This is a genomic window from Bifidobacterium mongoliense DSM 21395 (genome assembly GCF_000741285.1).
Taxonomy (GTDB): Bacteria; Actinomycetota; Actinomycetes; order Actinomycetales; family Bifidobacteriaceae; genus Bifidobacterium; species Bifidobacterium mongoliense.
In genome coordinates, this window is sequence record NZ_JGZE01000010.1 from 38,246 (window position 1) to 61,603 (window position 23,358).

At 64.9% G+C, this 23,358-nt stretch carries 16 protein-coding genes and 1 tRNA gene; 9 read left to right on the forward strand and 8 right to left on the reverse strand.

Annotated elements, in window-relative coordinates; all coding sequences use genetic code 11:
- Positions 1 to 143: 143 nt before the first annotated feature.
- The 5 genes from BMON_RS04180 to BMON_RS04200 all read left to right on the forward strand — a co-directional run bounded on the left by BMON_RS04180 (position 144) and on the right by BMON_RS04200 (position 8,083).
- On the forward strand, positions 144 to 1,019 hold the full coding sequence (locus BMON_RS04180) for a pyridoxamine kinase (RefSeq protein ID WP_033511092.1): 876 nt from the start codon (positions 144 to 146) through the stop codon (positions 1,017 to 1,019).
- A 274-nt stretch (positions 1,020 to 1,293) separates the two neighbouring features.
- Positions 1,294 to 4,311 (forward strand): heme utilization protein, encoded by a 3,018-nt coding sequence (locus tag BMON_RS04185; protein ID WP_152595689.1) that lies wholly within the window; start codon positions 1,294 to 1,296, stop codon positions 4,309 to 4,311.
- A 222-nt stretch (positions 4,312 to 4,533) separates the two neighbouring features.
- Positions 4,534 to 5,001 carry a YraN family protein gene (locus tag BMON_RS04190; protein WP_081882881.1) on the forward strand — a complete coding sequence of 156 codons (468 nt, stop codon included), beginning with the start codon at positions 4,534 to 4,536 and terminating at the stop codon, positions 4,999 to 5,001.
- The gene (locus BMON_RS04195) at positions 5,001 to 6,530 is read left to right on the forward strand and encodes a YifB family Mg chelatase-like AAA ATPase (RefSeq protein ID WP_033511095.1); all 1,530 of its coding nucleotides are present in this window, start codon (positions 5,001 to 5,003) and stop codon (positions 6,528 to 6,530) included. Before BMON_RS04190 ends, BMON_RS04195 begins: the two co-directional genes overlap by 1 nt.
- Positions 6,527 to 8,083: a DNA-processing protein DprA gene (locus tag BMON_RS04200; protein WP_033511097.1), complete on the forward strand. Its 1,557-nt coding sequence runs from the start codon at positions 6,527 to 6,529 to the stop codon at positions 8,081 to 8,083. The genes BMON_RS04195 and BMON_RS04200 overlap by 4 nt, the downstream gene beginning before the upstream one ends.
- 26 nt (positions 8,084 to 8,109) lie before the next feature.
- Here the strand turns inward: BMON_RS04200 and BMON_RS04205 are convergent, their stop codons facing one another.
- Positions 8,110 to 8,454 carry an MGMT family protein gene (locus BMON_RS04205; protein WP_033511098.1) on the reverse strand — a complete coding sequence of 115 codons (345 nt, stop codon included), beginning with the start codon at positions 8,452 to 8,454 and terminating at the stop codon, positions 8,110 to 8,112.
- A gap of 128 nt (positions 8,455 to 8,582) precedes the next feature.
- Between BMON_RS04205 and BMON_RS04210 the strand changes: the two genes are divergently transcribed.
- The 3 genes from BMON_RS04210 (at position 8,583) to BMON_RS04220 (ending at position 12,406) form a co-directional block, all read left to right on the forward strand.
- Positions 8,583 to 10,520: an FAD-binding protein gene (locus tag BMON_RS04210; protein ID WP_033511100.1), complete on the forward strand. Its 1,938-nt coding sequence runs from the start codon at positions 8,583 to 8,585 to the stop codon at positions 10,518 to 10,520.
- Between the two features lie 65 nt (positions 10,521 to 10,585).
- Complete coding sequence (locus tag BMON_RS04215; protein WP_051917898.1) at positions 10,586 to 11,677, forward strand: succinate dehydrogenase/fumarate reductase iron-sulfur subunit; 1,092 nt, start codon at positions 10,586 to 10,588, stop codon at positions 11,675 to 11,677.
- 57 nt (positions 11,678 to 11,734) lie between these two features.
- Positions 11,735 to 12,406 (forward strand): O-methyltransferase, encoded by a 672-nt coding sequence (locus BMON_RS04220; protein ID WP_033511101.1) that lies wholly within the window; start codon positions 11,735 to 11,737, stop codon positions 12,404 to 12,406.
- A 154-nt stretch (positions 12,407 to 12,560) separates the two neighbouring features.
- Here BMON_RS04220 and BMON_RS04225 read toward each other — a convergent pair whose 3' ends face one another.
- The 6 genes from BMON_RS04225 to BMON_RS04250 all read right to left on the reverse strand — a co-directional run bounded on the left by BMON_RS04225 (position 12,561) and on the right by BMON_RS04250 (position 20,710).
- Positions 12,561 to 13,253 (reverse strand): LOG family protein, encoded by a 693-nt coding sequence (locus BMON_RS04225; protein ID WP_237745334.1) that lies wholly within the window; start codon positions 13,251 to 13,253, stop codon positions 12,561 to 12,563.
- Between the two features lie 787 nt (positions 13,254 to 14,040).
- Positions 14,041 to 14,114: transfer RNA gene (locus BMON_RS04230), tRNA-Arg, on the reverse strand.
- A 458-nt stretch (positions 14,115 to 14,572) separates the two neighbouring features.
- Positions 14,573 to 16,312 (reverse strand): ABC transporter family substrate-binding protein, encoded by a 1,740-nt coding sequence (locus tag BMON_RS04235; RefSeq protein WP_033511103.1) that lies wholly within the window; start codon positions 16,310 to 16,312, stop codon positions 14,573 to 14,575.
- Positions 16,313 to 16,482: 170 nt separating this feature from the next.
- Positions 16,483 to 18,642 carry a dipeptide ABC transporter ATP-binding protein gene (locus tag BMON_RS04240; protein ID WP_081882895.1) on the reverse strand — a complete coding sequence of 720 codons (2,160 nt, stop codon included), beginning with the start codon at positions 18,640 to 18,642 and terminating at the stop codon, positions 16,483 to 16,485.
- 11 nt (positions 18,643 to 18,653) lie between these two features.
- On the reverse strand, positions 18,654 to 19,607 hold the full coding sequence (locus BMON_RS04245) for an ABC transporter permease (protein ID WP_033511336.1): 954 nt from the start codon (positions 19,605 to 19,607) through the stop codon (positions 18,654 to 18,656).
- Between the two features lie 119 nt (positions 19,608 to 19,726).
- The gene (locus BMON_RS04250) at positions 19,727 to 20,710 is read right to left on the reverse strand and encodes an ABC transporter permease (protein ID WP_033511338.1); all 984 of its coding nucleotides are present in this window, start codon (positions 20,708 to 20,710) and stop codon (positions 19,727 to 19,729) included.
- A 497-nt stretch (positions 20,711 to 21,207) separates the two neighbouring features.
- Here BMON_RS04250 and BMON_RS09250 point away from each other — a divergent pair, with 497 nt between their 5' ends.
- Positions 21,208 to 21,822 carry an ArsR/SmtB family transcription factor gene (locus BMON_RS09250; RefSeq protein ID WP_051917883.1) on the forward strand — a complete coding sequence of 205 codons (615 nt, stop codon included), beginning with the start codon at positions 21,208 to 21,210 and terminating at the stop codon, positions 21,820 to 21,822.
- Positions 21,823 to 21,936: 114 nt separating this feature from the next.
- On the opposite strand, the gene clpX is transcribed toward BMON_RS09250, so the two are convergent.
- Positions 21,937 to 23,283 carry an ATP-dependent Clp protease ATP-binding subunit ClpX gene (gene clpX, locus BMON_RS04260; RefSeq protein ID WP_033511104.1) on the reverse strand — a complete coding sequence of 449 codons (1,347 nt, stop codon included), beginning with the start codon at positions 23,281 to 23,283 and terminating at the stop codon, positions 21,937 to 21,939.
- Between the last annotated feature and the right edge of the window lie 75 nt (positions 23,284 to 23,358).

Sequence of the window (23,358 nt, forward strand, 5' to 3'; positions counted from 1 at the left end):
CACCGTTCGGGGGAACATCCCCGTGCGCACCGGGGCGATCAGGATGTGGCGCTCTTCGCGTCGATGTCGCCGGACGCGATACAGTCATACCTGGCATGCCGCATCACATACGGCGTGCATACGGCCCAAACGAAAGGCGTTCCATGAGTGACGACATGACCCTCTACCAGCGTGACCCCCAGTACATCCCGCGCATCGCCGCGGTGCACGACATGTGCGGCTATGGCAAATGCTCGCTCACCGCCGCCATCCCGATTCTTTCGGCGGCCGGCTGCGACGTCTGCCCGGTACCGACCGCGTTGTTCTCCGCCCATACGAAGTACCGGGTGTTCACCTTCCATGACACCACTGCGATTCTCGACGGATATCTGGACGCGTGGCAGCAGGAGGACGTCGACATCGACGGCGTGTACAGCGGCTTCCTCGGCTCGGCCGAACAGGTCGAGATCATCAAGCGCCTGTACCGCGAATATCCCCGGGCGCTGCGTCTGGTCGACCCGGTGATGGGCGACGCCGGCGCGATGTACCCGACCTATACCAAAGAGCTGTGCGCGGCCACCGGTGAGCTGGCCGACGGCGCCGATGTGCTCATGCCCAACCTCACCGAGGCGAGTCTCCTGACCGGACGGGACTACCCGGGCCAGAACATCGACGACTCCCAGGTCGAACGGATACTGGGGGACCTGCTGTCCCTCGGCGCCAAGCACGTAGTGCTCAAAGGCATCGACCGCGAGGACGGCACGCTGCGCAACTACGTCGCCAGCCGCGACGAGGGCGCCGCCGCCAAGCACGAACTCGTGCATGACAAGCTGCCCTACATGATCCACGGCACCGGCGATGCCTTCGCCTCATCGCTGTGCGGGGCGCTCATGGCCGGAAGGACGCTGCCGGAGTCGGCCCGGATCGCGGGCGAGTTCGTCCGCCACGCCATGGAGCACACCAGGCATCAGCCGCATTTCGAGGATCGCGGCGTGAGCTTCGAACTCGACCTCGGCGAGCTCACCCAGTTGGTCCGCTGAATCCCGAGTTGGTCCGCTGAATCCCGCCACCCCCGCATGGCGGCGGACCCAACGGAGGGGTTCGGATCGTTGCGCCGTGAGCCTGAAGGTTCGCGGCGCTTCTTGGTATCATCAAAGTAATCTTTCTTTGGTGTGAATGACGAAAGACCACCCATGGCACAGTGGGACATAGCAGTGGTCTCGAAGAGGGAACGTTCGTCACGATGACGGTCGGCCCCATCTGTTTCTCGCTCGCTTGGGTTCAAGGGAACTGCCATGACGAGGAGGGATCACGATGACGAACGACCATGTAGGCCATCCGCTGGGCAACGCGGATCACAGCCCCGGTGGTACCGAGGCCAATCGACCGGAGCACGAGCCCGGCAATCGAACCGAACAGCACAACGCGCCTGGAGCGCCGCTGAATGGCGGTATGCCAGGCGCGACTGTTTCCGGGAGCGGCAATGAAGCCGCACAGCCCCGGCAATCCTCGCCTTCGCAACCGTACGCGCCGAGTCCGCAGGGCCCGCAATCTCCCCCGGTCACCCAACAGGTTCCGGGCAATACGCCGCCTCCTTCGCGCAACCCCATGCTCGAGGACCTCGCGAAACCGCATACTTGGAAAGGCATAGGCATATCGACCGGCATAGGACTCGCCTCGGCCGTGATACTCGCACTGATCACGGCCGGGCTGCTGCTCATCGTGCAGGGCTCCATGCTGCGCGATATCAGCGCTTCATTGTCGGGACTGAGCGGTTCGAGCCAATCTGGCGGCATGTCGGATTCCGGGGCCGGGACGAACTTCCTCCAGATGCTGATTATCGCACTGGTGGCAGGCGTGTCAGGGCAATTCTCCGTGGAGGCGACGTCGGCGGCGGGTTCATTCGGATCGGTCACCGTCAATGCCTATCTGTGGTTGCCGGTCGGACTTTCCGGGGTCGCGCTGATGATCGGCGCGGCGTTCGGAGTCTTCCTCATCGCCCGCAGCGGCGGTCCTCGTGACCGTTGGTCCGTCGCCATCAACGCGGCGCTCGTCGGCGTGTGCTCCGCGTTGGTGTACCTCATCATCGCCGCATTGCTGCCGTCCTCAATCGGGACGGCTTCGGGTCTGGCATCAGGCACGCAGGTGACGCTCGGTGGGCTCACCGTGCGAACGGTGGCCATGGCGTTCCTCCTCGCCGGATCGGGCGCACTGGGCGGATACGCCCTGGCCGCATCCACACCGGATGCCGACAATCTCTTCTCCGCCGCATGGCGCTGGGCTCATCGGGCACGAGGTGCGGTGCGCACCGTGGTCGAATCGGTCGTCATCTACACGGCGGTCTTCACCGTCGTTGGCCTGCTGCTGCTCATCGCGGGCGCGATCAAGGGTCAGGAGATGACCGGACTGCTCCTCTTCCCGCTTCTGTTCCCGGCGCTGCCGATCCTCGTCTTCGTCGCCGCCGCGCTGGGCAGCGTGTCCGTGATCACCCCCGGCAATGCGGGGAGCATCTCGCTGTGGTCGAGCTCGTCCTCCAATCCCCCGGCGTGGTTGGTGATCATCGTGTTCGTGGTATTGCTGCTGACCTCCTTCTACATCGCCCTAAGGGTTTCCGCGAGGAACACCTACGATCCATCCCGCGCGGGCTGGGACAAGTCGTGGCGGTCACCGCTGATCACCGCCGGCATCTGGCTGGTACTTTCCTTCCTCGTGGCGAGCTTCGCGGCGGGGATTCGTCTCTCCGGATCGTTGCCGTCGATGCTTTCGATGGCGGGCAGCGGCACCATGGCCAACGTCACGCTGTCCCCCGCACCGTGGTTCTTCATACTCGCCGCGCTCTGGGCGTTCCTTGTGGAGGTCGTGGCATTGACCTTCGGCCCCGCTGTGGTCAGATCGCAGCCCGGTCTGTGGAGGTTCCTCGTCGGCGGTACGGTTCCTGTCCAGGCTCCGACGGGCATGCAGGCACCAACGGTGACGACTCCCGAGGGATCGCAGACCGCTGTGCACCAGACCTCTGTGCTTCAGAACGCTGGGCCCCAGACCGCCGTTCAGCCTCCCGCGATGCAGGGGCAGCCGATGCCCCAACCCATCCAAGGCGCACCGGCCGGTCAGTACCCCCAGACTGATCAGTACCCACAATCGGGTCAGCAACCTCAACCGGGTCAATATCCCCCGCCTGGCGCATATCCTCCGGGCATCGCTCCTGCACCGATGTATACCGCCGCCGGCGCCCCGGCAATCGGCCAGACTGGTACGGCTCCCATACCGACCGGAGCGCCCATGGGAGTCCCCATGGCGCCTCCCGCAGCCGCCGTACCGGCGAAGCCGATGAGTGCACAGGCGAAACGCATGATCATCATCGCCGCCATCGTCGTGGCGGTTCTGGCAGCGCTGGGCATCGCCTACTCCGTGCTGAATGCCACGGTGTTCGGAGCTCGGCCTGTTGCCGAACGGTACCTGCAATCGATCGAATCCGGCCAGTACGAGCGGGCGAACGGCATCGCTGACCCTCAGCTCGAGGGCGGCCGCGACGCTCTCCTCAAAGACAATGCGGCGAAAGCTGGCAAGCGCATGTCCAACGTCCAGATCAGCGCGACCCGAAGCAACGGCAATGTGGAAACAGTGTCGTTCACCTACACCGTCGCGGGCAGAATGCAGTCGGACACGATATCCGTCTCCCCCAGTGGTTCCCGTTATCTGTTCTTCAAGAACTGGAAGGTGACCACGCCCCCGCTCAAGGATCTTGCGGTCTCCACCACCGACTCCATGACGGCTCTGGATATCAACGGCATCACGGTGACGGAGAAGAACGCGTCGGAGGCGTCCGGGAGCGGTTCCTCCGCCATGACGTTCAAGGTGTATCCGGGCGAGTATGCGGTCAGCGCCCATAAGTCCAAGTACGTCACCAGCGACACGGTCACCGTCGTGGCCGCCAGCCGGTATTCCGCCACCGCGCGAGCAATCAGGCCGAAAGCCACCAGACAGCTCACCACCGATATCGAGGCGGCGATCAAGCAGAAGCTCGACGTATGCGCACGATCCACCGAGATGGCGCCCCCGGGCTGCCCCATCCGTGGATACGCCTTCTACGGCGACGATTCGTACAAGGACATCAAGTGGAGCATCACGAGCTATCCGCGGGTCTCGTCGGTCTCCCCGACCGGCGGAAGCTTCTATACCAGCCGGGGATCCGCGACGCTGTCCTATCAGCAGAAGTCCTTCTTCGATGATTCCTGGGAACCGCAAAGCGACAGGACGAGCATCTACCTCTCAGGCAGCTTCACCTTGAACGGCGATGAACTCAAAGTGGATCTGGATGACAGCGGGTACTGATCGCAGAGAGCGACGATAGGCACTGAAGTATTGATGGTACGGCGTTGATGACCGCCGCGCATGGCCGGATGGCGACATCCCCACCATGCGCGGCACCACCATCGCTGTAATACACCCTGAGTAGCGACGCGCCCTTCGTGGTGACACACCCACGGGCCTGCCTTCGACCACATGACCCGTGAGACCCGACGTCGGCCACGCGACCATGGTGAACTGGTGCCCATGAACGCAACCACCGGCAGCATAGGCAATCTCAGCAATCTCAGTACCATAGGCAACGTGGGCACCACAGACCGCCCGAACCCCACACCGTCATCCTCACGGGCGCCCTCGGAACCACATGCGTTGGGCGTCTGGGGGGAACGCTTCGCCCGTGATTGGCTCGAGCAACGGGGATGGTCGTTCCTGGACGCCAACTGGCAGACGCGATACGGCGAGTTGGATCTCGTGATGCTCGACCCGGCGCGCACCCTGGTCTTCGTCGAAGTCAAGACACGGCGCACGACGAGGTACGGCACCCCGCAGGAGGCGGTGACCGCGCACAAACGCCTCGCCCTGCGACGGGCGGGGGCGCAATGGCTGCTCGACCCGGACCATCGGATCAGACACGCCGGCGTGCGGTTCGACGTGGTGGCGCTCACCGTCACCGCACCCTCCCCGATCGTCACGCATCTCTCGGGGGCTTTCTGATGGCGGTGGGCGGGGCGATTTCGGTCGGACTCATCGGTCTCAAACCGTTCCTCATCCACATCCAGGCCTTCGTATCGCCCGGCCTGCCCTATTTCTCGATCATCGGTCTGCCCGACGCCTCGTTGAGCGAAGCGAGGGAACGGGTCAAATCGGCATGCACGGCCAGCGGATTCTCCTGGCCGGCGACCCGGGTCACGGTCAACATGTCACCCGCGTCACTGCCCAAACGCGGGTCCTCGCATGATCTGGCGATAGCGGCCGGCGTGCTCAGCGCGGCCGGTGCCATCCCCCATGACTGCATGACCGACACCATCGTGCTCGGCGAAGTCAATCTCGACGGTTCCATCCTGCCGATCAACGGGGTGCTGCCCATCCTGCTGCATGCCAGGGAGCGGGGCATCGAACGCGTGATCATCCCCGAAGCCAACGCCCAGGAGGCGGCATTGGTCGGCGGGCTGACCACCGTACGGCTACGCCATGTCGGACAGCTCATCGAAATGATGGGCGGCAGCGCGCGCTATCGGACCCTGGAGGAATCCGACGCGGCCGCGGCACGAGACACGGGGGACGTCGATACCGAACCGCCGGGTGACATGAACGAGGTCATCGGCCAGGACTACACGAAATGGGCGCTGCAGGTGGCCGCCGCCGGAGGCCACCACATCCTCATGACGGGACCGCCCGGATCAGGTAAGACCATGCTCGCCATGAGGATGCCCGGCATCATGAGCCCGCTCAATGAGCAGGAGCAGCTCGAGGTCGCTTCCATCCGCTCCCTGTGCGGCACGTTGCGCGCCCATGGAGTCAGTCCCCTGCCGCCGTTCGAGGCGCCGCACCACACCGCTTCGACCGCGGCGCTCGTGGGCGGGGGCAGCGGCGTGGCACAGCCGGGCGCGATCACCCGGGCGCATCGCGGCGTGCTGTTCATGGATGAGGCCCCGGAGTTCTCGCCACGATCGCTGCAGACCCTGCGAGAACCGTTGGAATCCGGATTCGTGGCGCTCTCCAGAGCCAAAGGCACGACGTATTACCCGGCCCTCTTCCAACTCGTGATGTCCGCCAACCCGTGCCCCTGCGGCTATGGCTATGGCGACGGCGAGCGCTGCACCTGCCGCGAACGGGACCGGATACGCTACTTCTCACGCCTGTCAGGTCCCATCCTCGATCGCATCGACATCCAGGTCGAGGTGCCGCCCGTCACGCGCATCGCGGCGACGGCCGCTACGAGCGGCGAGACCAGCGCCGAGATGCGCGCCACCGTCGAACGCGCGAGATCGGCGGCCCAGGAACGCTTCTCTCGACAGCAATGGACATGCAACGCCCGGGCGAACGGTGGCTGGCTGCGCGAACACACCTCTCCGAAGGCCCTGGCCCTCATCAACCACGCCATGGAGCGCCATCGTCTGAGCCTGCGCGGCGCGGACCGCGCCATGCGCCTGGCATGGACGCTCGCCGATCTCGCGGGCCGAAACTCGCCCGGCGTCGAGGAGATGACACAAGGCATATCACTGAGAACGAGGGCCTCATGACACGACATCCCACAACCGGACCGCCGGACCACCAGACGGTGTCCCGTGCGCTGCTCACCCACTGCATCGACAGCGCCGACGCGCTCATGTTCGCCACGATGAAGGGCTCGGGTGACGCCACGGAAGTGGCACGCCTGCTGTGCGCGATCCATGCGGGCGATACCGGTCGTGACGATCTGGAGCGCCTGTTCGCCCGCGGCCTGGTGCGTTGGGGCCGACGCGTGACCCCATCGGCCATCCAGGCGTTCCGCAAGGCCCTGGTCTGCTGGCTCACGAGGCTGGACACCCTGCCCTGTCTGGACACCGAGCCGTTGGGTGACCATTTCACCAACCACGGGACGTTGTGGATCATCGCGCCGCATAGCCCGTGGTGGCCCACCCAACTCGACGACCTCTCCATCCGCAAGGACTGGGCACCTCCCCTGTGTCTGTGGGGACGGGGCGATGTGGATGCTCTGGTCAGCTGCCCGCACCCCGTGGCGATCGTCGGTTCACGCGGGTGCGACGACTACGGCCGCGAGGTGGCCCGGGAATTGGGACGATCCGCGGCCGACGCGGGCCATCTCGTCGTCTCCGGAGGCGCGATGGGTACGGATGCGGCCGCCCACTGGGGTGCAATCGAGGCCATGGGGCAACGCGTCGACGACGCATTCCGACGACGATGCGGCAGAACGATCGCGGTCTTCGCCGGAGGACTGGACCATATCGGTCCACGCGTCAACGACAGGCTGTTCGCCCGCATCCTCGAGCACGGCGGGGCTCTGGTGAGCGAGCTGTGCCCGGACGCCATCCCCGAACCACGACGATTTCTGCTGCGCAACCGTATCATCGCGGCACTGGCCACCACCATTGTGGTCACGCAGGCGCGGCGGCGTTCCGGCGCCTTGAACACCGCCAACTGGGCGGCGGACCTGGGTCGCGACGTCCACGCCGTCCCCGGCGACATCACCGCACCACGCAACGCGGGGTGCAACCGGCTCATTCACGAGAGCAAGGCCACGATCCTATGCACCACAGAGGCCATCGACGACATCTGCCATGCCCCGCACGACGCCCTGACCCCACTGGATGACACGGCGCCGTCATTGCACGATGCAGAGCCGCCTCCGCTCGGGACAACATCTCCACTGCTCGACACGACATCCCCATCGCTCGGGACAGCCCCACAGGCGCATGAAGTGGTTTCCCCTCCGCACGGAAAGGGCGTCCCTCCACCACCGACCGACATGACATCCCGCCACCGCGATGCCCCGGGAGATGGCGGAGCATGCGCATCACCGGCAACGGTAGCGCCGGCCACGGTAGCGCCGGCCACATCCCCTGCGCCGGTATTCCCGGAGCCGGTATCCGCAGCCGCCGTGCTCGATGCCCTCCGCCGGTGCGGGGCACGTTCCCGCGGGGCGGGTGCCGATGAGGTGTTGGCGGCGTTGCAGGAGGGAATCGGTCACGATACGCCCCGGGTGACGATACGCGATCTCATGGGCGTCCTGGGTCTCATGGAACTGGATGGCACGATCAGGTTCGAACGCGGCCGCATCACACCATGTCCGTAACGGAGCGGTAATGGAAGCAATCGCCCTCACGCCTGCCATTGGAACCGGGAGAGGTCCACCAGCCACCCCTCGGCTCCGGCGTTGCCCCGCTCGCTCACGGGAGGCACGAACCCCACGCCCTCCCCCTCGAGCAGCTCTCGTTGCCGTTCGGGCCCGCCGAACGCGAAGCCCGGAGCCATCGACCCGTCGCGGAACACGACGCGATGACAGGGGATCACCCCGGGCTCGGGGTTCTCATGCAAGGCGTAGCCGACGATGCGCGCGTTGCGGGGATTGCCCGCGAGCGCCGCTACCTGGCCATAGGTCGCCACGGACCCGGCCGGTATGCGCCGGACCACCTCATAGACCTTGCTGCTGAACGACTCCGCCATGCCCGCACCACCTTCCACCTCTCGATTGTCCACCAGGCGCTGGCGCGGCGCAAGGCCCGCCGATCAGGTCAACACGCGCCACGGAGCCCGGCCACGGCTTCGTCCGATGCTGTGCGAGAATCGGGGGTATGAATCCCAAGCATATCGAGAAGTCATACGATGCCGTCATCGTCGGGGCCGGGGCGGCCGGACTGTCGGCGGCACTCGGCATGCTCCGCTCGCCGGCCATGGCGCACATGCGGGCTGAAGGCAGGGAACCGAGCATCCTCGTGATCTCCAAACTCCAGCCACTGCGCTCGCATACGGGTTCGGCGGAAGGCGGCATCGCCGCCAGCCTGGGCAACGAACGCCACGACGACTGGCATTGGCACTACTTCGACACCGTCAAGGGCGGCGATTGGCTGGTGGACCAGGACGCCGCGCGCATGCTCGCCGAATACGCCCCCGAAACCGTGATCAATCTCGAACGCTCGGGCGTGGCCTTCTCCCGGATGACCGACGGGCACATCGCGCAACGCCGCTTCGGCGGGCACACGGCCGACTTCGGTCGGGAACCCATTCCCCGCGCCGCGTATGCCGCCGATCGCATCGGCCACCAGATCCTGTTCGCCCTCTGGCAGCAGTGCGTGGGGCAGGGCGTCGATTTCGCCGACGAGTGGTACGTGACCGATCTGGTACTGGACCGCAGCGGGCAACGCGCCCGTGGCGTCGTGGCCTTCGACATCGCCCACGGCGAGGTGCACACGATCCACGCCTCCACGGTCCTCATGGCCACCGGCGGCGCCGGCAGACTGTTCGGCACCACTTCGAATTCGTGGGATCTGACCGGTGACGGCATGGCATTGGCCCTCGCCGCGGGTCTGCAGGTGGAGGACATCGAATTCATCCAATTCCACCCCACCGGACTGGCCCATACCGGACTGCTGCTCTCCGAAGCGGCGCGAGCCGAAGGCGGGGTGCTGCGCAATGCCCGAGGCGAGGCCTTCATGCAGCGCTACGCACCGGACCATGGCGACCTGTCGGCACGAGACGTGGTCAGCCGGGCCGTCACCGCGGAGATCGCGGCGGGCCGGGGCGTGCCCGATCCACGGGAGCCGCAGGCCGGACCCGACTGCGTATGGCTCGACATGACCGCGATCGACCCGCAGCGCATGCGCACCGCCTTGCCCCAGGTGCTCGAGACCATACGCACCTACGCGGGATTGGACCCCACACGCGATATGGTCCCGGTCAAACCCACGGCCCACTACACCATGGGCGGCATCCCCATCACCACCGAGGGCGAGGTGTACCGCTGGCAGGGCGGCGAACGCCGCATCGTCGACGGCCTGTACGCCGCGGGGGAATGCTCGTGCGTCGGCGTGCACGGCGCGAACCGGCTCGGCGGCAACTCCCTGCTCGACGCCTGCCTGTTCGGTGGCCGGGCCGGAGCGGCCATGGCGGCGCGCATCGAAACCGCGACGTCGCCAGCCGACGACGGCGTCGATCCCGTGTATGACGCGGCCGAACGTCGCCGTTCCCAAGTCGCCGCCTGGCTGCAGGACCACGACGCATCCGGCGATGAGACCATGTCCGCCCCCAGCACCAGCAATGCGTCGGATGAGGACAACGAGTCCAACAAGTCCGACGAATCGGGCGAGTCCGACGCTCAGGACACCGACGGCACGGCTTCGGACAACCCATACCGCCTGTTCGCCGACCTCGGCGCGGTGATGGAACGGGCCCTGGCGGTCCACTGCGACGCCGAAAGCGTCGCCCGGGCCCTCAACGCCATCGAGCGCGATCTGGCCCCTCGCGCCGCGGCCCTGCATCCGCACGACCACGCTGCGGCCTTCAACCAGGAGCTCACCGCGATCTGGGAGGCCCGGCATCTCATCACGCTCGCCCGCACCGTGCTGCGTTGCAGCGACGCAAGGCACGAATCGCGCGGATCCCTGCATCGCGACGACTATCCGGATCGTGACGACCGGCGGTACTTGGCGCATACCATGGGCGACGCTTCGGGTGCGATCGGTTGGCAGCCCGTCCATATCCTCGGCATGCCACCGGCGGGACGGACGTACTGAATCGTCGCCGCGGAGGTGACGGAACCTCATGGCACAATATGGGCGTGCGACAGGAAGGCGGTCCCATGGCAGACGCAGCTACCGATGAACGGATGCGAGACATGATTCGCGTCGTGTTGCGCGTGCACCGCTTCACCCCGCGCGCCGAAAGGGAGCGCGCCCGGTCAAGTTCGCCCTTCGCCCGTACCGCGCCATCGCCGTTCGGTGCCCCCACACGACGTCGCGCACCCCGAGGCAAACGCTGGACGCAGGATTATGCGCTCACGGTACCGCCGACCACCACCCTGCTTGACTGCCTGCTCTCCGTCAAGCGACGCAGCGACCCGACGTTGGCGTTCCGGTACGCATGCGGCCACGGCATGTGCGGTTCGGACGCCGCCACCGTCAACGGCGCCCCGACGCTGCTGTGCACCACCACGGTCGGACAGGCGGCCGGTCAGGCGACAGGTCAAACGATCGGGCAGACGAGCAGATCGGCAGCCACGGCACCGGGGTCGGCGAGCGCCGCGGATCATGGCGGCACGGATCATGGAGGCACGGACGACGAGGGATTCCGCCGCACCGGTTCCGCGGACCACCCGCACCAGCAGCGCGAGCCGCGACCGGACACCTCTCCGTCCCCACAGGGACTGGCGCAGGACGCCGGAAACCAGAGCCCCGCGATCGTCGAGATCGGACCGCTCGCGGGCTTCGCCGTGCAGCGCGATCTCATCGTCGACATCGATCCGATGATCGAACAGATCACCCGCCTTAAGCCGTATCTGCAGGCCGACGGCCGTCTGGCCACGACGCACGACGGCAAGGTCGACATGATCGAGTACCTGCAACGACCTGAACAGCTGGCGAAATACGAGCTGCTGAGCGATTGCATCGCCTGCGGCCTGTGCGAGGCGAGCTGCCCGGTGTTCTCCGGCGGCGACGCCTTCATCGGTCCGGCCGCGCTGATCGCCGCCTCGCGTTTCATCAACGATTCGCGTGACCACGCCGGCGACGCCAGACTCGATGCCATCGACACCGCCGACGGCATCGCGGCCTGCCAATCGGTGAAGGCGTGCAGCCGTCCATGCCCACGCGGCATCAATGTCGGCGAGGAGATGTGGCAGCTGACCACGCGGGTCGGGGAACGCTCCGAGCGCAGACGCGACAACGACGAGTGACGCCCCCACGTCCCGAGCGGTGCGCTTGCGGATACACCACGACTAGAGTAGGAACCTATGAACACCATCTCATACACGAATCTGGCGAAGATGTGCGCCTTCGTCGAGGAACGCGCCCTCACCCGCCAATCCGATCGCACCGCACAGCTGCGCCGAGAGGCCGATGCGGCCGGCAACACGCAAAGCTCGGCTGCCCAGGCCGACCTGCTGGCACTTCTGGTGCGCCTGACCCACAGCTCATCGGTCATCGCCATCGGCACCGGTGCGGTGATCGAATCCGAGCGCATCGTCGATGCGCTCGGGGGCCGCGGCCAGTTGACCGCCGTGGACTCCTCGCCGGAGGGTATCGCCGCGGTACGTCGACTGTTCAACACCCTTGATGAGGACACCCAGACCACGTTACGTGCGGTGAATGCCTCCGCCGACGTGTTCCTCGAGCGCCTCAATGCGGGAGCCTACCAGCTCATCGTCGTGTCCGGCGACCCCGCCAACTATGCGCCGGCCTTCGCCCAGGCCCCACGACTGCTCGACGATGGCGGCATGATCGTCTTCACCGATGTCATGGCCATGGAGGGTACCGACGCCAACGGCGGCATGCTCAACCCGGCCGATCGCAGCGCCAAGGCCGTGGCCATGCGCGAACTGCTCGATACCGTCGAGTCGGATGAACGGTTCGATGCCACGCTCACCCCCGTCGGCACCGGGATGTTGCTGGCACTCAGGCGATAGCCCAACCAGTCGGCTCGGCCATTCATCGTCAGTGGCAATCTTCAGCGGTATGGTCCAGTCCGATGGTGCGCCCTTCATCGGACTGCGCTCGCAAGTAGCCCGAACGTCGGAAGATTCATGGCCCGACGAAGCTCCACCCGCGGGGCCGCCCCGCTCAGTGCACCGCGCTCGAGGCGACCTCAACCGCCTCGTCGATGTCATCCGTGAACACGACCAGATTGGGATCCAGCGGGGAGATGAATCCGCGCTTGCCGAGGGTGCCGGTCACCCAGTCGAGCAATCCCCGCCAATACTGCGTGTCGAACAACACGATGGGCATGGATTTGATTTTATGCGTCTGCACCAGGGTGAGCAGTTCGAACATCTCGTCAAGCGTGCCGAATCCGCCGGGGCAGATGATGACACCCGACGAATACTTCACGAACATCGTCTTGCGTACGAAGAAGTAGCGGAAGGTGATGCCCAGATCGACCCACTGGTTCATGCCCTTCTCATGCGGCAGCTCGATGCCGAGCCCCACCGATTTGCCGCCGGCATCCACGGCTCCGCGATTCGCGGCCTCCATGATGCCCGGGCCTCCCCCGGTGATCACCGCGATGCCCCGTTCGGCGACCCCGCGTCCCATGCGCACCGCGTCCTGATACTCCTGTTCCTCCTCGCGCACCCGCGCGGATCCAAAGATGCTCACGGCCGGCCCCAGCTCGGCCAGAGCGCCGAACCCGTCCACGAATTCAGCCTGGATGCGCAGCACCCGCCACGGGTCCATGTGCAGCCAGTCGGTGGACTGCTCGGGCCTGAGCAGGTTCGCCATGGTGTTGTCGTGAGGAATCATCGAGCCCCGCATCATCACCGGGCCTCGCCGGTACTCTTCCTCCGGTGAAACGCCGTGACGCTGCGCGCCACGACCGGATGCATGGCGGTCGTCATCGGTACGACCGCCATCACGACCGTCATCAATACGACCGGTATCAGCGCCACCGACGCCATCGTCATGCTCGTGCTCTGGTAATTCGTTCATTGGACCGCCCGCCTTTCCGCACTCAATCTATCAGAAGACCCTGCGGACAGCGGGCACGCACCTCCGGAACACCCCGGAACACCGCCGTGTTTCACTTTGTGTAGTCAATCGCTCTGAGACAGCCCATCCTCGGCACGTCGCGGTCTTGCAAATCGGCGGTATATGGCCGTTCCTAATTCTGCTCTTTTTCTGGGCCTATGAACAGTACTACACAAAGTGAGGAGCCTACCCGGATCTGGCCTTTGCATGGGTGCATGGGGCATAGAACCGTCGGAACCACGCCGGAACGTGGCGCGGCAAGCCAACGGACCGGCGCACGACGCCAAGCCATGCGGACCACGTGCCATAAGACCGAGGTGCAACTGCCCTCCCTAACTCCGATGCCTACGAACACAGCTTCGGTTCCAGGGAACGGCTGAGCGGAAGGTGGTGGACACGCCGTACAAGATTCGCGTTTCACCTATGAGCTCCGCATGCGATCGACAACTATGTACTTGACTCACAATTCTTGAGTTAACCCCGAGATCAGACGTCATCGTGCCTAATCATGCCTAGAGCGCCAAATCCGAACAAGCAAAAAGCCTTCAGAATCGTAATGATTCCGAAGGCTTAGCGGTGCGCCAGACAGGATTCGAACCTGCAACCTGCTGATCCGTAGTCAGCTGCTCTAATCCATTGGGCTACTGGCGCATATCGTCACAACATTGATCTCCTAGGAAGTCTTGTTTGCGGCAACTCGAATAAGATACCGCAACGATGGGCACGACGCAACTTGGGCCTCCTCTCGGCGTGTCACCACAACCGATCCACGGACCTTGGCCCATGACCCAACAAGCCAAAACCCCTCGATCCCACCCACTCGACCACGACACGTAGCGATGCCATATAGCGATACCACGCCGTGAATTGGACTGATTGTTGTTCACACTGTTGTATTGGACGACGGGTGTCGCTTGGTGTCAATGATACAGGGCCTCGACCTCAGCCGGTGTCCGGCAACCTAGATACCCGCGGAGAATGCGCACCGCCGGTGAATACACAAGGGCCGGCGACCGCACGAAGGCCAAGAAATAACACGAGGGCCGGTGACCGCCGTGGCGAACCATCCGCCATCGCAGCCACCGGCCCTCGTCACCGGTAGGTCGGCATCACTTCTGCCAGCCGACGTCCTCCGGAGCGGGATTGGCGAAGAGCGTCACGCCGTAGTTGGCGAGGTTCTTCTTCGCACCCACGAAGCTCGGAGGCGTGGAAACCGGGATGGTGCCGTAGAGCTTCAGGGCTTCCTTCTCGGCGGCGTTGGCGGCCTTCGTCTGCTCGTCGTAGTCCGACAGGGAGCCGGCCTTCTTGAGCATGGCGTCGATCTCCTTGCTGCCGACGAACGTGAAGTTGCTCGCACCGTCGGAGGTGTAGAGCTGGGGGCCGGCGGTGACGAAGCCGAGGGCGCTGGTGGCCTGCCAGGCCATGGGCAGCACCTGGTAGTCACCGCTGGAAACGGTCTTCGAGAACTTGCTCTCGCTCTGGTTGACGATCTTCACCTTGATGCCCGCGGACTTCATCATGGCCTGGTAGGCACCGGCGAGCGCCTGCTGGGTGGCATCCGTGCCGAAGTAGGTGAAGGACACCTCGAGCGTCTTGCCGCCCTTGGCGTAGTAGCCGTCCGAACCCATCTTGTATCCGGCGGATTCGAGCGTCTTCTTGGCGTTGGCGACGTTGAAGTTGCCTTCGGCGGGGCGGTTGTTCTCATAGCCCTTCTGGAACGGCGAAAGCAGTTCCGAACCCGGCTGCGGCGCTTCCCAGTTCAATCCCTTGAACTGCACCTTGTTGTAGGTGGCGACGTCGAAGGCCTGGGTCAGCGCCTTGCGGACGTTGACGTCCTTGAGCGCCTCGGACTTGCCATTGTACTGCATGACGCGGGTCTTGGTGCTGTAGCCCATGCGCAGGGTGCCGTCGGCGACGGAGCGCACGGTCTTGACCTGATCGGCGGTGCTCACATCATCGGCCGCATCGATCTCGCCGTTTTCGAAGGCGTTGATCTCGGCGGTCGACGCCATCTGCTTGTAGACGACCTTATCGAGCTTGGGCTTGTTGCCCCACCACTTCGGGTTCGGGGTGAACGTGACCTGGGAATCGCTCGACGACGACACGACGTACGGACCTGCGGCCCATTCGTTGTGGGGGTTGTTCACCCATCCGGAGGTGAAGGTCTTGGCGTCGCCGGCCTCGGGGTTCACGAGACTGGTGAACACCAGCTGCCAGGGGTAGTACGGCTTGGCGTACTTCACGATGACCTGCTTGGCGTTGTCGCCCTGCTCCACACTCGCGATGCTGTCGAAGCCATCGGTGCTCGGCGGGTTGTAAGCCTGATCCTTGCCGTTGTAGGCGACCCAGGTCGCCTTGAACGCGGTCCAGTCGATCGGCTTGCCGTCGTTCCAGTTGGCCTTGGGGTTGATGTCGTACTGCACGACCATCGGATCCTTGGACACGAGCTTCATGTCCGTCAGGTAATCCTTGTTGGCCGAGATCTTCGCACCCGACACGTCATTGCCGGCGGTGACCAGGTTGGGCTGGTACCACTGCCACAGGTTCGACATGTAACCGGTGTTGCCGTCGGTGCTCAGATAGTTCCAGTTCGGTCCGATCTCGGAAATCGCCAGGTTCAGCGTGCCGCCGTCCTTGACGTTGTCCCGGGACTGCTGGTTGTAGTAGCCCTTGGTGGCGCTCGGGGTCGGCAGTTCGCCCTTGTAGGACGAGGGAATGCCGGACGAGGGCTCGACGTAGTCGACCTTGGTCTTCGACTCGCTCGACGAGCCGCCGCACGCGGACAGCAGCATGGCCACCGCCGCAGCGGCCGAAACGGCTGCGAGCACCCCGCTCTTTCGTGTTTTCATCCTGTGTCTCCTCTCTGTGGCCGCGGGGTGGGAAACCCCACGACGACCCGGTATGCGAGTGTTCGCATACCGTCTTCATCGCCATTCCGACACGGGGTCGGCCTGACGGTGACAATTCATATCGCCGGCAGGTTCCCGAATGGTCATCGGTGCCGTGCCGGCGCGTGCCCTCACACCCAGTGGCAAGCCGCCAGGTGATCGGGATCGGTGTCCGCCCGGGCGGTCAGGCCCGGACGCTCGTTCAGGCAGCGCTGCTGCGCCTCCTTGCTCAGCGAGACGAACAACGGACAGCGGCCCGCGAATGGGCAACCCGTGAAGGTCTCGGAGGGACTGGGCAGCTCGCCCTGCAGCACGGTGCGCGCACGACGGCGCTCGATCGCGGGATCGGGGACGGGCACGGCCGACAGCAGGGCCTGCGTGTACGGGTGCTTGGGGTGCAGGAAGACCTCGGCGGTCGACCCGCTTTCCACGATGCGCCCCAGGTACATGACCGCGATGCGGTTGGAGATGTGCCGGACGACCGACAGGTTGTGGGCCACGAACAGGTAGGCGATGCCGAGCTTGTTCTGCAGATCCTCAAGCAGGTTGATGACCCCGGCCTGAATCGAGACGTCGAGTGCCGAGACCGGCTCGTCGAGCAGCAGCAGCTTGGGGCTAACCGCCAACGCGCGTGCGATGGCGATGCGCTGGCGCTGGCCACCGGAGAACTGCGTCGGGAAACGATCCACCTGATCGGGGTTGAGCTCGACCAGGGTCATGAGCTCCTCGATGCGCACGCGGATCTCCTCGCGGCTCTTGTGCTGGGCCCTGAGCGGCTCGGCGAGGATGTCGTAGATCGGCAGCCTGGGGTCGAGCGAACTCATGGGATCCTGGAAGATGTACTGGACCATGCCGCGCAGTTCGCGCCGCTTCGCCCGGGCCACATGGTCATCGACGGGTGTGTCGAAAATCGTCACCGAACCGGCCTGCGGCTTGGTGAAGCTCATGATCTCGCTGAGCGTGGTGGATTTGCCCGAGCCGGACTCGCCGACGAGCGCCAGGGTCTCGCCCTCGCGGATCTCGAGGTTCACGCCATCGACGGCATGCACCTCGCCGATCTTGCGCCGCAGGAAGCCCCCAGCCGTGAGCGGGAAGGTCTTGACCAGGCCCTGCACGTCGAGCGCCACGGCACGGTCCTCGCGGGCCACTCCGGCGAATTTCGAGGTGACGCCCTCACTGACCTGGTAGACGTCGGAGAATGTCAGACCTTTCTCGACGATCTCGCCGGCGCGATGGCAGGCGGCGAATTGGCCGGGACGCCCTGGAATGGCTTCGAGGTTCGGCTCGCGCTGTCGGCAGATGTCGATGGCCAGCGGGCAACGGTCGGCGAACGGGCAACCCTTGGGCAGGTCGACCAGATTCGTGGGCGAACCGGGGATGGGCACGAGCCGGCCGGAACGCTCCCGGTCGGAGCGTGGGACGGCGCCGAGCAGACCCATGGTGTACGGCATGGCGGGATGCGCGAAGATGTCGTCGACGGGGGCGCTCTCCACGGGGCGGCCGGTGTACATGACGATGATGTCGTCGGCGATGCCCGCGATGACGCCGAGATCGTGGGTGATGAAGATGACCGCGGCCCCGGTCTCCTGCTGCGCCTTCTTGAGCACGTCGAGCACCTGGGCCTGGATGGTGACGTCCAACGCGGTGGTCGGCTCATCGGCGATGATGACATCGGGGTCGTTGGCGATGGCCATGGCGATCATGACGCGCTGGCGCATGCCGCCGGAGAACTGGTAGGGGAACGACTTGAGCCGCTCCTCCGGTTCGGGGATGCCCACGAGTTCGAGCAGTTCGATCGAACGGTCGCGAATCTGCCGCTCGCCCATATGCGGATTGTGGATGACCAGGGATTCCTTGATCTGGTCGCCGATCGAGAACACGGGCGTCAGGGCCGACAGCGGGTCCTGGAAGACCATGGCGATGCCCTTGCCGCGAATCTTGCTCATGGCCAGGTCGTTCTTGGTCAGGAGCTCTTCGCCGTGCCACGTGATCGACCCCTCGACGTGGGCGTTCGAGTCGAGCAGCCCCATGATCGACATGGAGGTCACGGATTTGCCGGAGCCCGACTCCCCCACGATCCCCAGCGTCTTGCCGCGGTACAGGTCGAAGTTCATGCCGCGTACGGCGCGTACGGTTCCGGCCTCCGAGGCGAAGGAGACGTTGAGGTCACGCACACTGAGCACGGGGGCCTCGCCTTCGTGACTTGTGGCGGCGTGCGGTGCGGCAGGGGCGGCGGTTACGGCCGACGGCGTGGTGGACCGGAATGCGGACCGATCGGTGGTTGCTTCCATTGCGTTGCTCATTACTCAGCCTTTCCCGCCGAACGTGAATAGGGATCGATGGCGTCGCGGAGCCCATCGCCGATCAACTGCACGGAGAACGTGAGCAGGATCAGCACGATGGAGGGGAACAGCAGCACCCAGGGCGCCGTGAGGATGATGCTCTGGCCGTTGTTGAGCAATGTACCGAGGGAGGTGTCGGGGGCCTTGATGCCCAGTCCCAGGAAGCTCAGCGCGGTCTCGCTGTTGACCGCCGACACGACGCCCAGCACGGTGTTGATGACCAGCACCGACCCGAGGTTGGGGATGAGATGGCGCAGGATGATCCGGAACGCCGGGACGCCCATGTACTTGGCCGCCTTGATGTACTCACGTTCGCGCAGGCTCAGCGTCAGGGTCCGCAGCGTTCGCGCGTAGCCGACCCAGCCGAACGCCGTGAGGCCGAAGATCAGCCAGATCCAGTCGTTGCCGCCGGTCGAACCGCTGATGATCAGCGCGATGAGCAGGAAGGACGGCACGACGAGGAGCATGTCGAGCAGCCACATGCCGACCTTCTCCACGGCGCCCTCGAAGTAGGCGATGGCGGTGCCGATGAAGGCGGCGATGATGGTGATCGCGATGGAGCTGATGAATCCGATCGACAGGGAGCGGCCCAGACCCCGGATGATCAGGGCGTACATGTCGGAACCGCCGGTCGTGGTGCCGAGCCAATGATCGGCGCTCGGCGGATCGGACAATGCGGTGAAGTCGGGCTGGTCATACGCCCACTTGGTCAGGTGGCTGCCGACGAGGGCGAAGAAAAGCAGGATCACGAGCATGACGAGTCCGACGACCGCGGAGGGGCGGCGGAAGAAGCGCCTGACGTACAGCGTCATGCGGCCGGTGCGTTTGAAGTCGCTGCGCGGCTTGTCCGTGTTGGGGTCGACGCCGGAATTCGGTGCGGAGTCGGGGTCGGCGGGGAGCCCGGTGGGAATCATGGCCGCGGTGCTCATCGCTGGGACCTTCCTTCTCGTAGTGATGTCATGCCGGCTGCCAGTGGTGTGATGCCTGCCGTACGGCGTCCGGATGTGATTGATGTGTCGTTCATCGCCGTCCCCTAGCTCAGTCGGATTCTGGGGTCGAGCCAAGCCGAGAAGATATCGGCCAAGAGCGCGCCGGTCAGGGTGCACACCCCGCCGAACGCGGCGATGGCGACCGACCCGTTGATGTCGTTGTCGCCGATGGCCTGCACGAAGTAGCTGCCCAACCCGTTGATGGCGAACACCGTTTCGGTGATGACCGCGCCGGTGAAGATGCTCGCGATGGAGAAGGCGACGTCCACGGCGGTGGGGATGAGCGAGGTGCGCAGCGCGTGACGGCGGATGGCCTTGTTCAGCGGCAGGCCCTTGGCCCGGGCGGTGCGCACGTAGTCGGCGTTCATGGTGTCGAGCAGGTAGGTGCGCTGGGTGAGGTGGTAGCTCACGGTGCCGGGGATCGTCATCACGATCGTGGGCAGCACGAGATGCTGCAGCAGATCGAGGAACCAGGCGAACGGATTGCCGCCGCTGTAGGAGTGCAGGCCCGTGACGTAGAAGATGCGCTGCCCGATGCCGTTGTTCATACTCACGGCGAGGTATACGATCACCAGACCGAGCACGGCGGTGGGGATGACCAGGAAGAACGTGGCGATGGAGTTGAGCGTGCGGTCCTGCCACTTGTACTGGCGGATGGCGGTGTACACGCCGATGCTCACGCCGAAGATGATGGAAAGCACGGTGGCCACGGTCACCAACTGCACGGATGCGAGGATACGCGGGGCGATGGCGCCGTTGATCGGCGACTGCTCGGGGCTCAGGCCCCAGTTCCACCGGGTGACGATGCCGGTGAGCCAGCGGCCGTAGCGCACAATGACCGGCGTCTGGTCGTTGATGTTGGCCAGGTCGAGCGAACGGTTGATCGAGGCGATGGGAGGATGCGGATGACGCGACATGTAGTTCGATCGGGGATCCATGAAGGCGCTCGCGAGGAAGTAGGTCATCGAGGTCGCGATGAACAGCATGATGACATAGTTGAAGCAGCGCTTGAGAATGTACTTGATCACCGCGTCCACTCCCCCGTCACCGCGCGAGGCGAACCTTGCGCACCACCATGCGTCACGACTCTCGAATCCACGTCCTGCTCCTTGGTATGGGGCTTGCGCCCGGTATATCGGCCTTGCCCGGACGGCATGCACACCGCCCGACCGCATTCCCGTCGGTTGTTTGGCATTGTAGGAGCAACATGGTTCCCCCTGCGTTTCGACTGCTCCCCGCCATCGAACGGCTGAGTGAGGTCCAAACCCGCATAACGTTGAATTTCCAACGTTTTTGAACTGGCATTACCGAGAGTCGCCGTGGTGCAGTTATAAAAGGAGAGATGTCTTTTCCGTATATGGGACCGCCATTACCATATATTCCAACGTTGTTCCAAGAAAGCGTTCTGAAAACTTTGATAGTATTTACACGATCGAAACATAAGGACCGAAATGCCCTGGATCGAGCCATGATATGGCCGCGCAGACCGCATCGGGCCGGGGATGTCGGAAAAGAGGACCCACGCATGACGACCGAAGAGACGCAGCGCCATCTGCCAGATGTATTCGAGGTCAGTGACCCACGCAACGTGAGGATCATCTCCCACCCGATACGATACGCGGCACTGGAGGAGCTGTTCGAACGGCAGAGGCCTCTCACCGCCACCGAAATCGCCGCCGTGGTCGGCGTCTCACCGAGCGTGATGAGCTATCACCTGCGTGAACTGGGCGCCATCGGCATCGTGCATAAGACCAAGGCGGCCCGCGACGGCAGGGAAAGCCCATGGGTGCCGAGTGCGCGCCACTACAGCGTCGCGGTGAGCGCCGAGCCGCGCTCCCAGGTGCGCATGCGGTTCATGGACGCCATGCTGGTGCCGCTGCGCCGACGCATCGAACGCATGCTGCGGCAACGCATGGAAGCGCGGCGCCGGGGCTGGCTCGAAACCGACGAATACACCGTGCTGTCCATGGGGACCCTCGTGTTGACGCGCGAGGAGGCCCTGGCCGCGAAACGCGAGATCGCCGAGGTGTGGCGGCGCTATGAAATCCTCGGCGAAGGGCGCAAACCGGAGGACTATCCCGTCAACGCCGCCTATGTCTGGTCCTGCCTGCCGGACGACAAGGACGAGAGTCGGCGCTGAGCAGTCGGTCGCAGTGCCCGGTCGGCGAAGCAGGTCATCACAACCTGTCGCCGCACCCGGTTGCCGCAACCTCAAACCACGCGCAGGCGGCAAAGGTCCCCAAAGCCAGGGAGGTCAGGCCACGCGACGGCGATGCGGCTCCACGGCATCGGTGAGCATGCGAGGGGCCGAGGTCCCCTCGACCGCGGGCGCATCCACTACCACCCGACGCACCTGAGGCCGTTGTGGCAGCTCGAACATCGTCGTCTCCAACGTCCGTTCGATGATCGAGCGCAGCCCCCTGGCGCCAATCCCCCGCCGTATGGCCATGGCCGCCATCGAGGAGATCGCCTCGGGGGTGAACTGCAGATCGACCCCATCGAGGGCGAGGAGCTTGCGATACTGCTTGGTCAGCGCATCCGCCGGTTTGACCAGGATATCGCTCAGATCACGTTCGTCGAGTTCGTGGAGCACGCTCACGATGGGCAGTCGACCGATGAACTCGGGCAACAGCCCGAACTCCGAGAGATCGTCGGGATCGGCCTGTTCGAGGAGCTCATGCGGATCGACCTGATGCGTGTGCCAGGAGGCGCCGAACCCGCTTTCGTGCGTGCCCAGCCGTCGGGCCACGATCTCGTCCAAGCCGACGAAGGCGCCGCCGCAGATGAACAATATGCCACGGGTGTCGAGCTGGACGGTCTCCTGATCGCGATGCTTGCGCGTCCCCTCCAACGGTACCGAGGCGATCGTGCCCTCGAGGATCTTGAGTAGCGCCTGCTGCACTCCTTCTCCGCTCACGTCGCGGGTGATGGAGGTGTTCTCGCCGCTCTTGCGGGCGATCTTGTCGATTTCGTCGATGTAGACGATGCCGTGCTGCGCACGCGCCACATCGCCGTCGGCCGCCTGCAGGAGCCGTTGGAGGACGGTCTCCACGTCGTCGCCCACATACCCCGCCTCCGTGAGTGTGGTGGCGTCGGTGATGACGAAGGGGACGTGCATGATGCCCGCGAGCGTGCGTGCAAGGTAGGTCTTGCCGACGCCGGTCGGGCCGATGAGCAGGATGTTGGATTTGGCCACCTTCACGGCGCGCAGCGCGGTATCAAGCCCCCGCTCCCCGGGGTTCCCTCCGCCGGGGAGCGGATCGGAACGTCCTCCCAACCCCGGTTCGGTCGCGTCGCGCAGTTCCATGTTCACACGTTTGTAGTGGTTATAGACGGCCACCGCCAACGTGCGTTTGGTCGCGGCCTGGCCGATCACGTGACGATCGAGATAGTCGGCGATGGCTGCCGGGGTCGGCAGTTCGAGTGATTCCGCACCGGCGTCCGCCTTGTGCTCCTCGGAGATGATGTCGACGCACAGGGCGATGCATTCGTCGCATATGGCGGCGCTCGGACCGGTGACCAGCTTGCGGACCTGCCGTTCGCTTTTGCCGCAGAACGTGCAACGCGGCGCATCCTCGTTATAGCTGATCACATGTCCCATACGACGTCACTGTCCTTCCATGTCTGCCCTGATGTCGACGATACCCCCGACGCCGGTCGCGTCGGGGGTATCGTC

Excerpts from the sequence above, each read along its gene's own strand:
- BMON_RS04180 (WP_033511092.1), top strand. The coding sequence starts at position 144 with ATGAGTGACGACATGACCCTCTACCAGCGTGACCCCCAGTACATCCCG.
- BMON_RS04185 (WP_152595689.1), top strand. The coding sequence starts at position 1,294 with ATGACGAACGACCATGTAGGCCATCCGCTGGGCAACGCGGATCACAGC.
- BMON_RS04190 (WP_081882881.1), top strand. The coding sequence starts at position 4,534 with ATGAACGCAACCACCGGCAGCATAGGCAATCTCAGCAATCTCAGTACC.
- BMON_RS04195 (WP_033511095.1), top strand. The coding sequence starts at position 5,001 with ATGGCGGTGGGCGGGGCGATTTCGGTCGGACTCATCGGTCTCAAACCG.
- BMON_RS04200 (WP_033511097.1), top strand. The coding sequence starts at position 6,527 with ATGACACGACATCCCACAACCGGACCGCCGGACCACCAGACGGTGTCC.
- BMON_RS04205 (WP_033511098.1), bottom strand. The coding sequence starts at position 8,454 with ATGGCGGAGTCGTTCAGCAGCAAGGTCTATGAGGTGGTCCGGCGCATA.
- BMON_RS04210 (WP_033511100.1), top strand. The coding sequence starts at position 8,583 with ATGAATCCCAAGCATATCGAGAAGTCATACGATGCCGTCATCGTCGGG.
- BMON_RS04215 (WP_051917898.1), top strand. The coding sequence starts at position 10,586 with ATGGCAGACGCAGCTACCGATGAACGGATGCGAGACATGATTCGCGTC.
- BMON_RS04220 (WP_033511101.1), top strand. The coding sequence starts at position 11,735 with ATGAACACCATCTCATACACGAATCTGGCGAAGATGTGCGCCTTCGTC.
- BMON_RS04225 (WP_237745334.1), bottom strand. The coding sequence starts at position 13,253 with ATGATGCGGGGCTCGATGATTCCTCACGACAACACCATGGCGAACCTG.
- BMON_RS04235 (WP_033511103.1), bottom strand. The coding sequence starts at position 16,312 with ATGAAAACACGAAAGAGCGGGGTGCTCGCAGCCGTTTCGGCCGCTGCG.
- BMON_RS04240 (WP_081882895.1), bottom strand. The coding sequence starts at position 18,642 with ATGGAAGCAACCACCGATCGGTCCGCATTCCGGTCCACCACGCCGTCG.
- BMON_RS04245 (WP_033511336.1), bottom strand. The coding sequence starts at position 19,607 with ATGATTCCCACCGGGCTCCCCGCCGACCCCGACTCCGCACCGAATTCC.
- BMON_RS09250 (WP_051917883.1), top strand. The coding sequence starts at position 21,208 with ATGACGACCGAAGAGACGCAGCGCCATCTGCCAGATGTATTCGAGGTC.
- clpX (WP_033511104.1), bottom strand. The coding sequence starts at position 23,283 with ATGGGACATGTGATCAGCTATAACGAGGATGCGCCGCGTTGCACGTTC.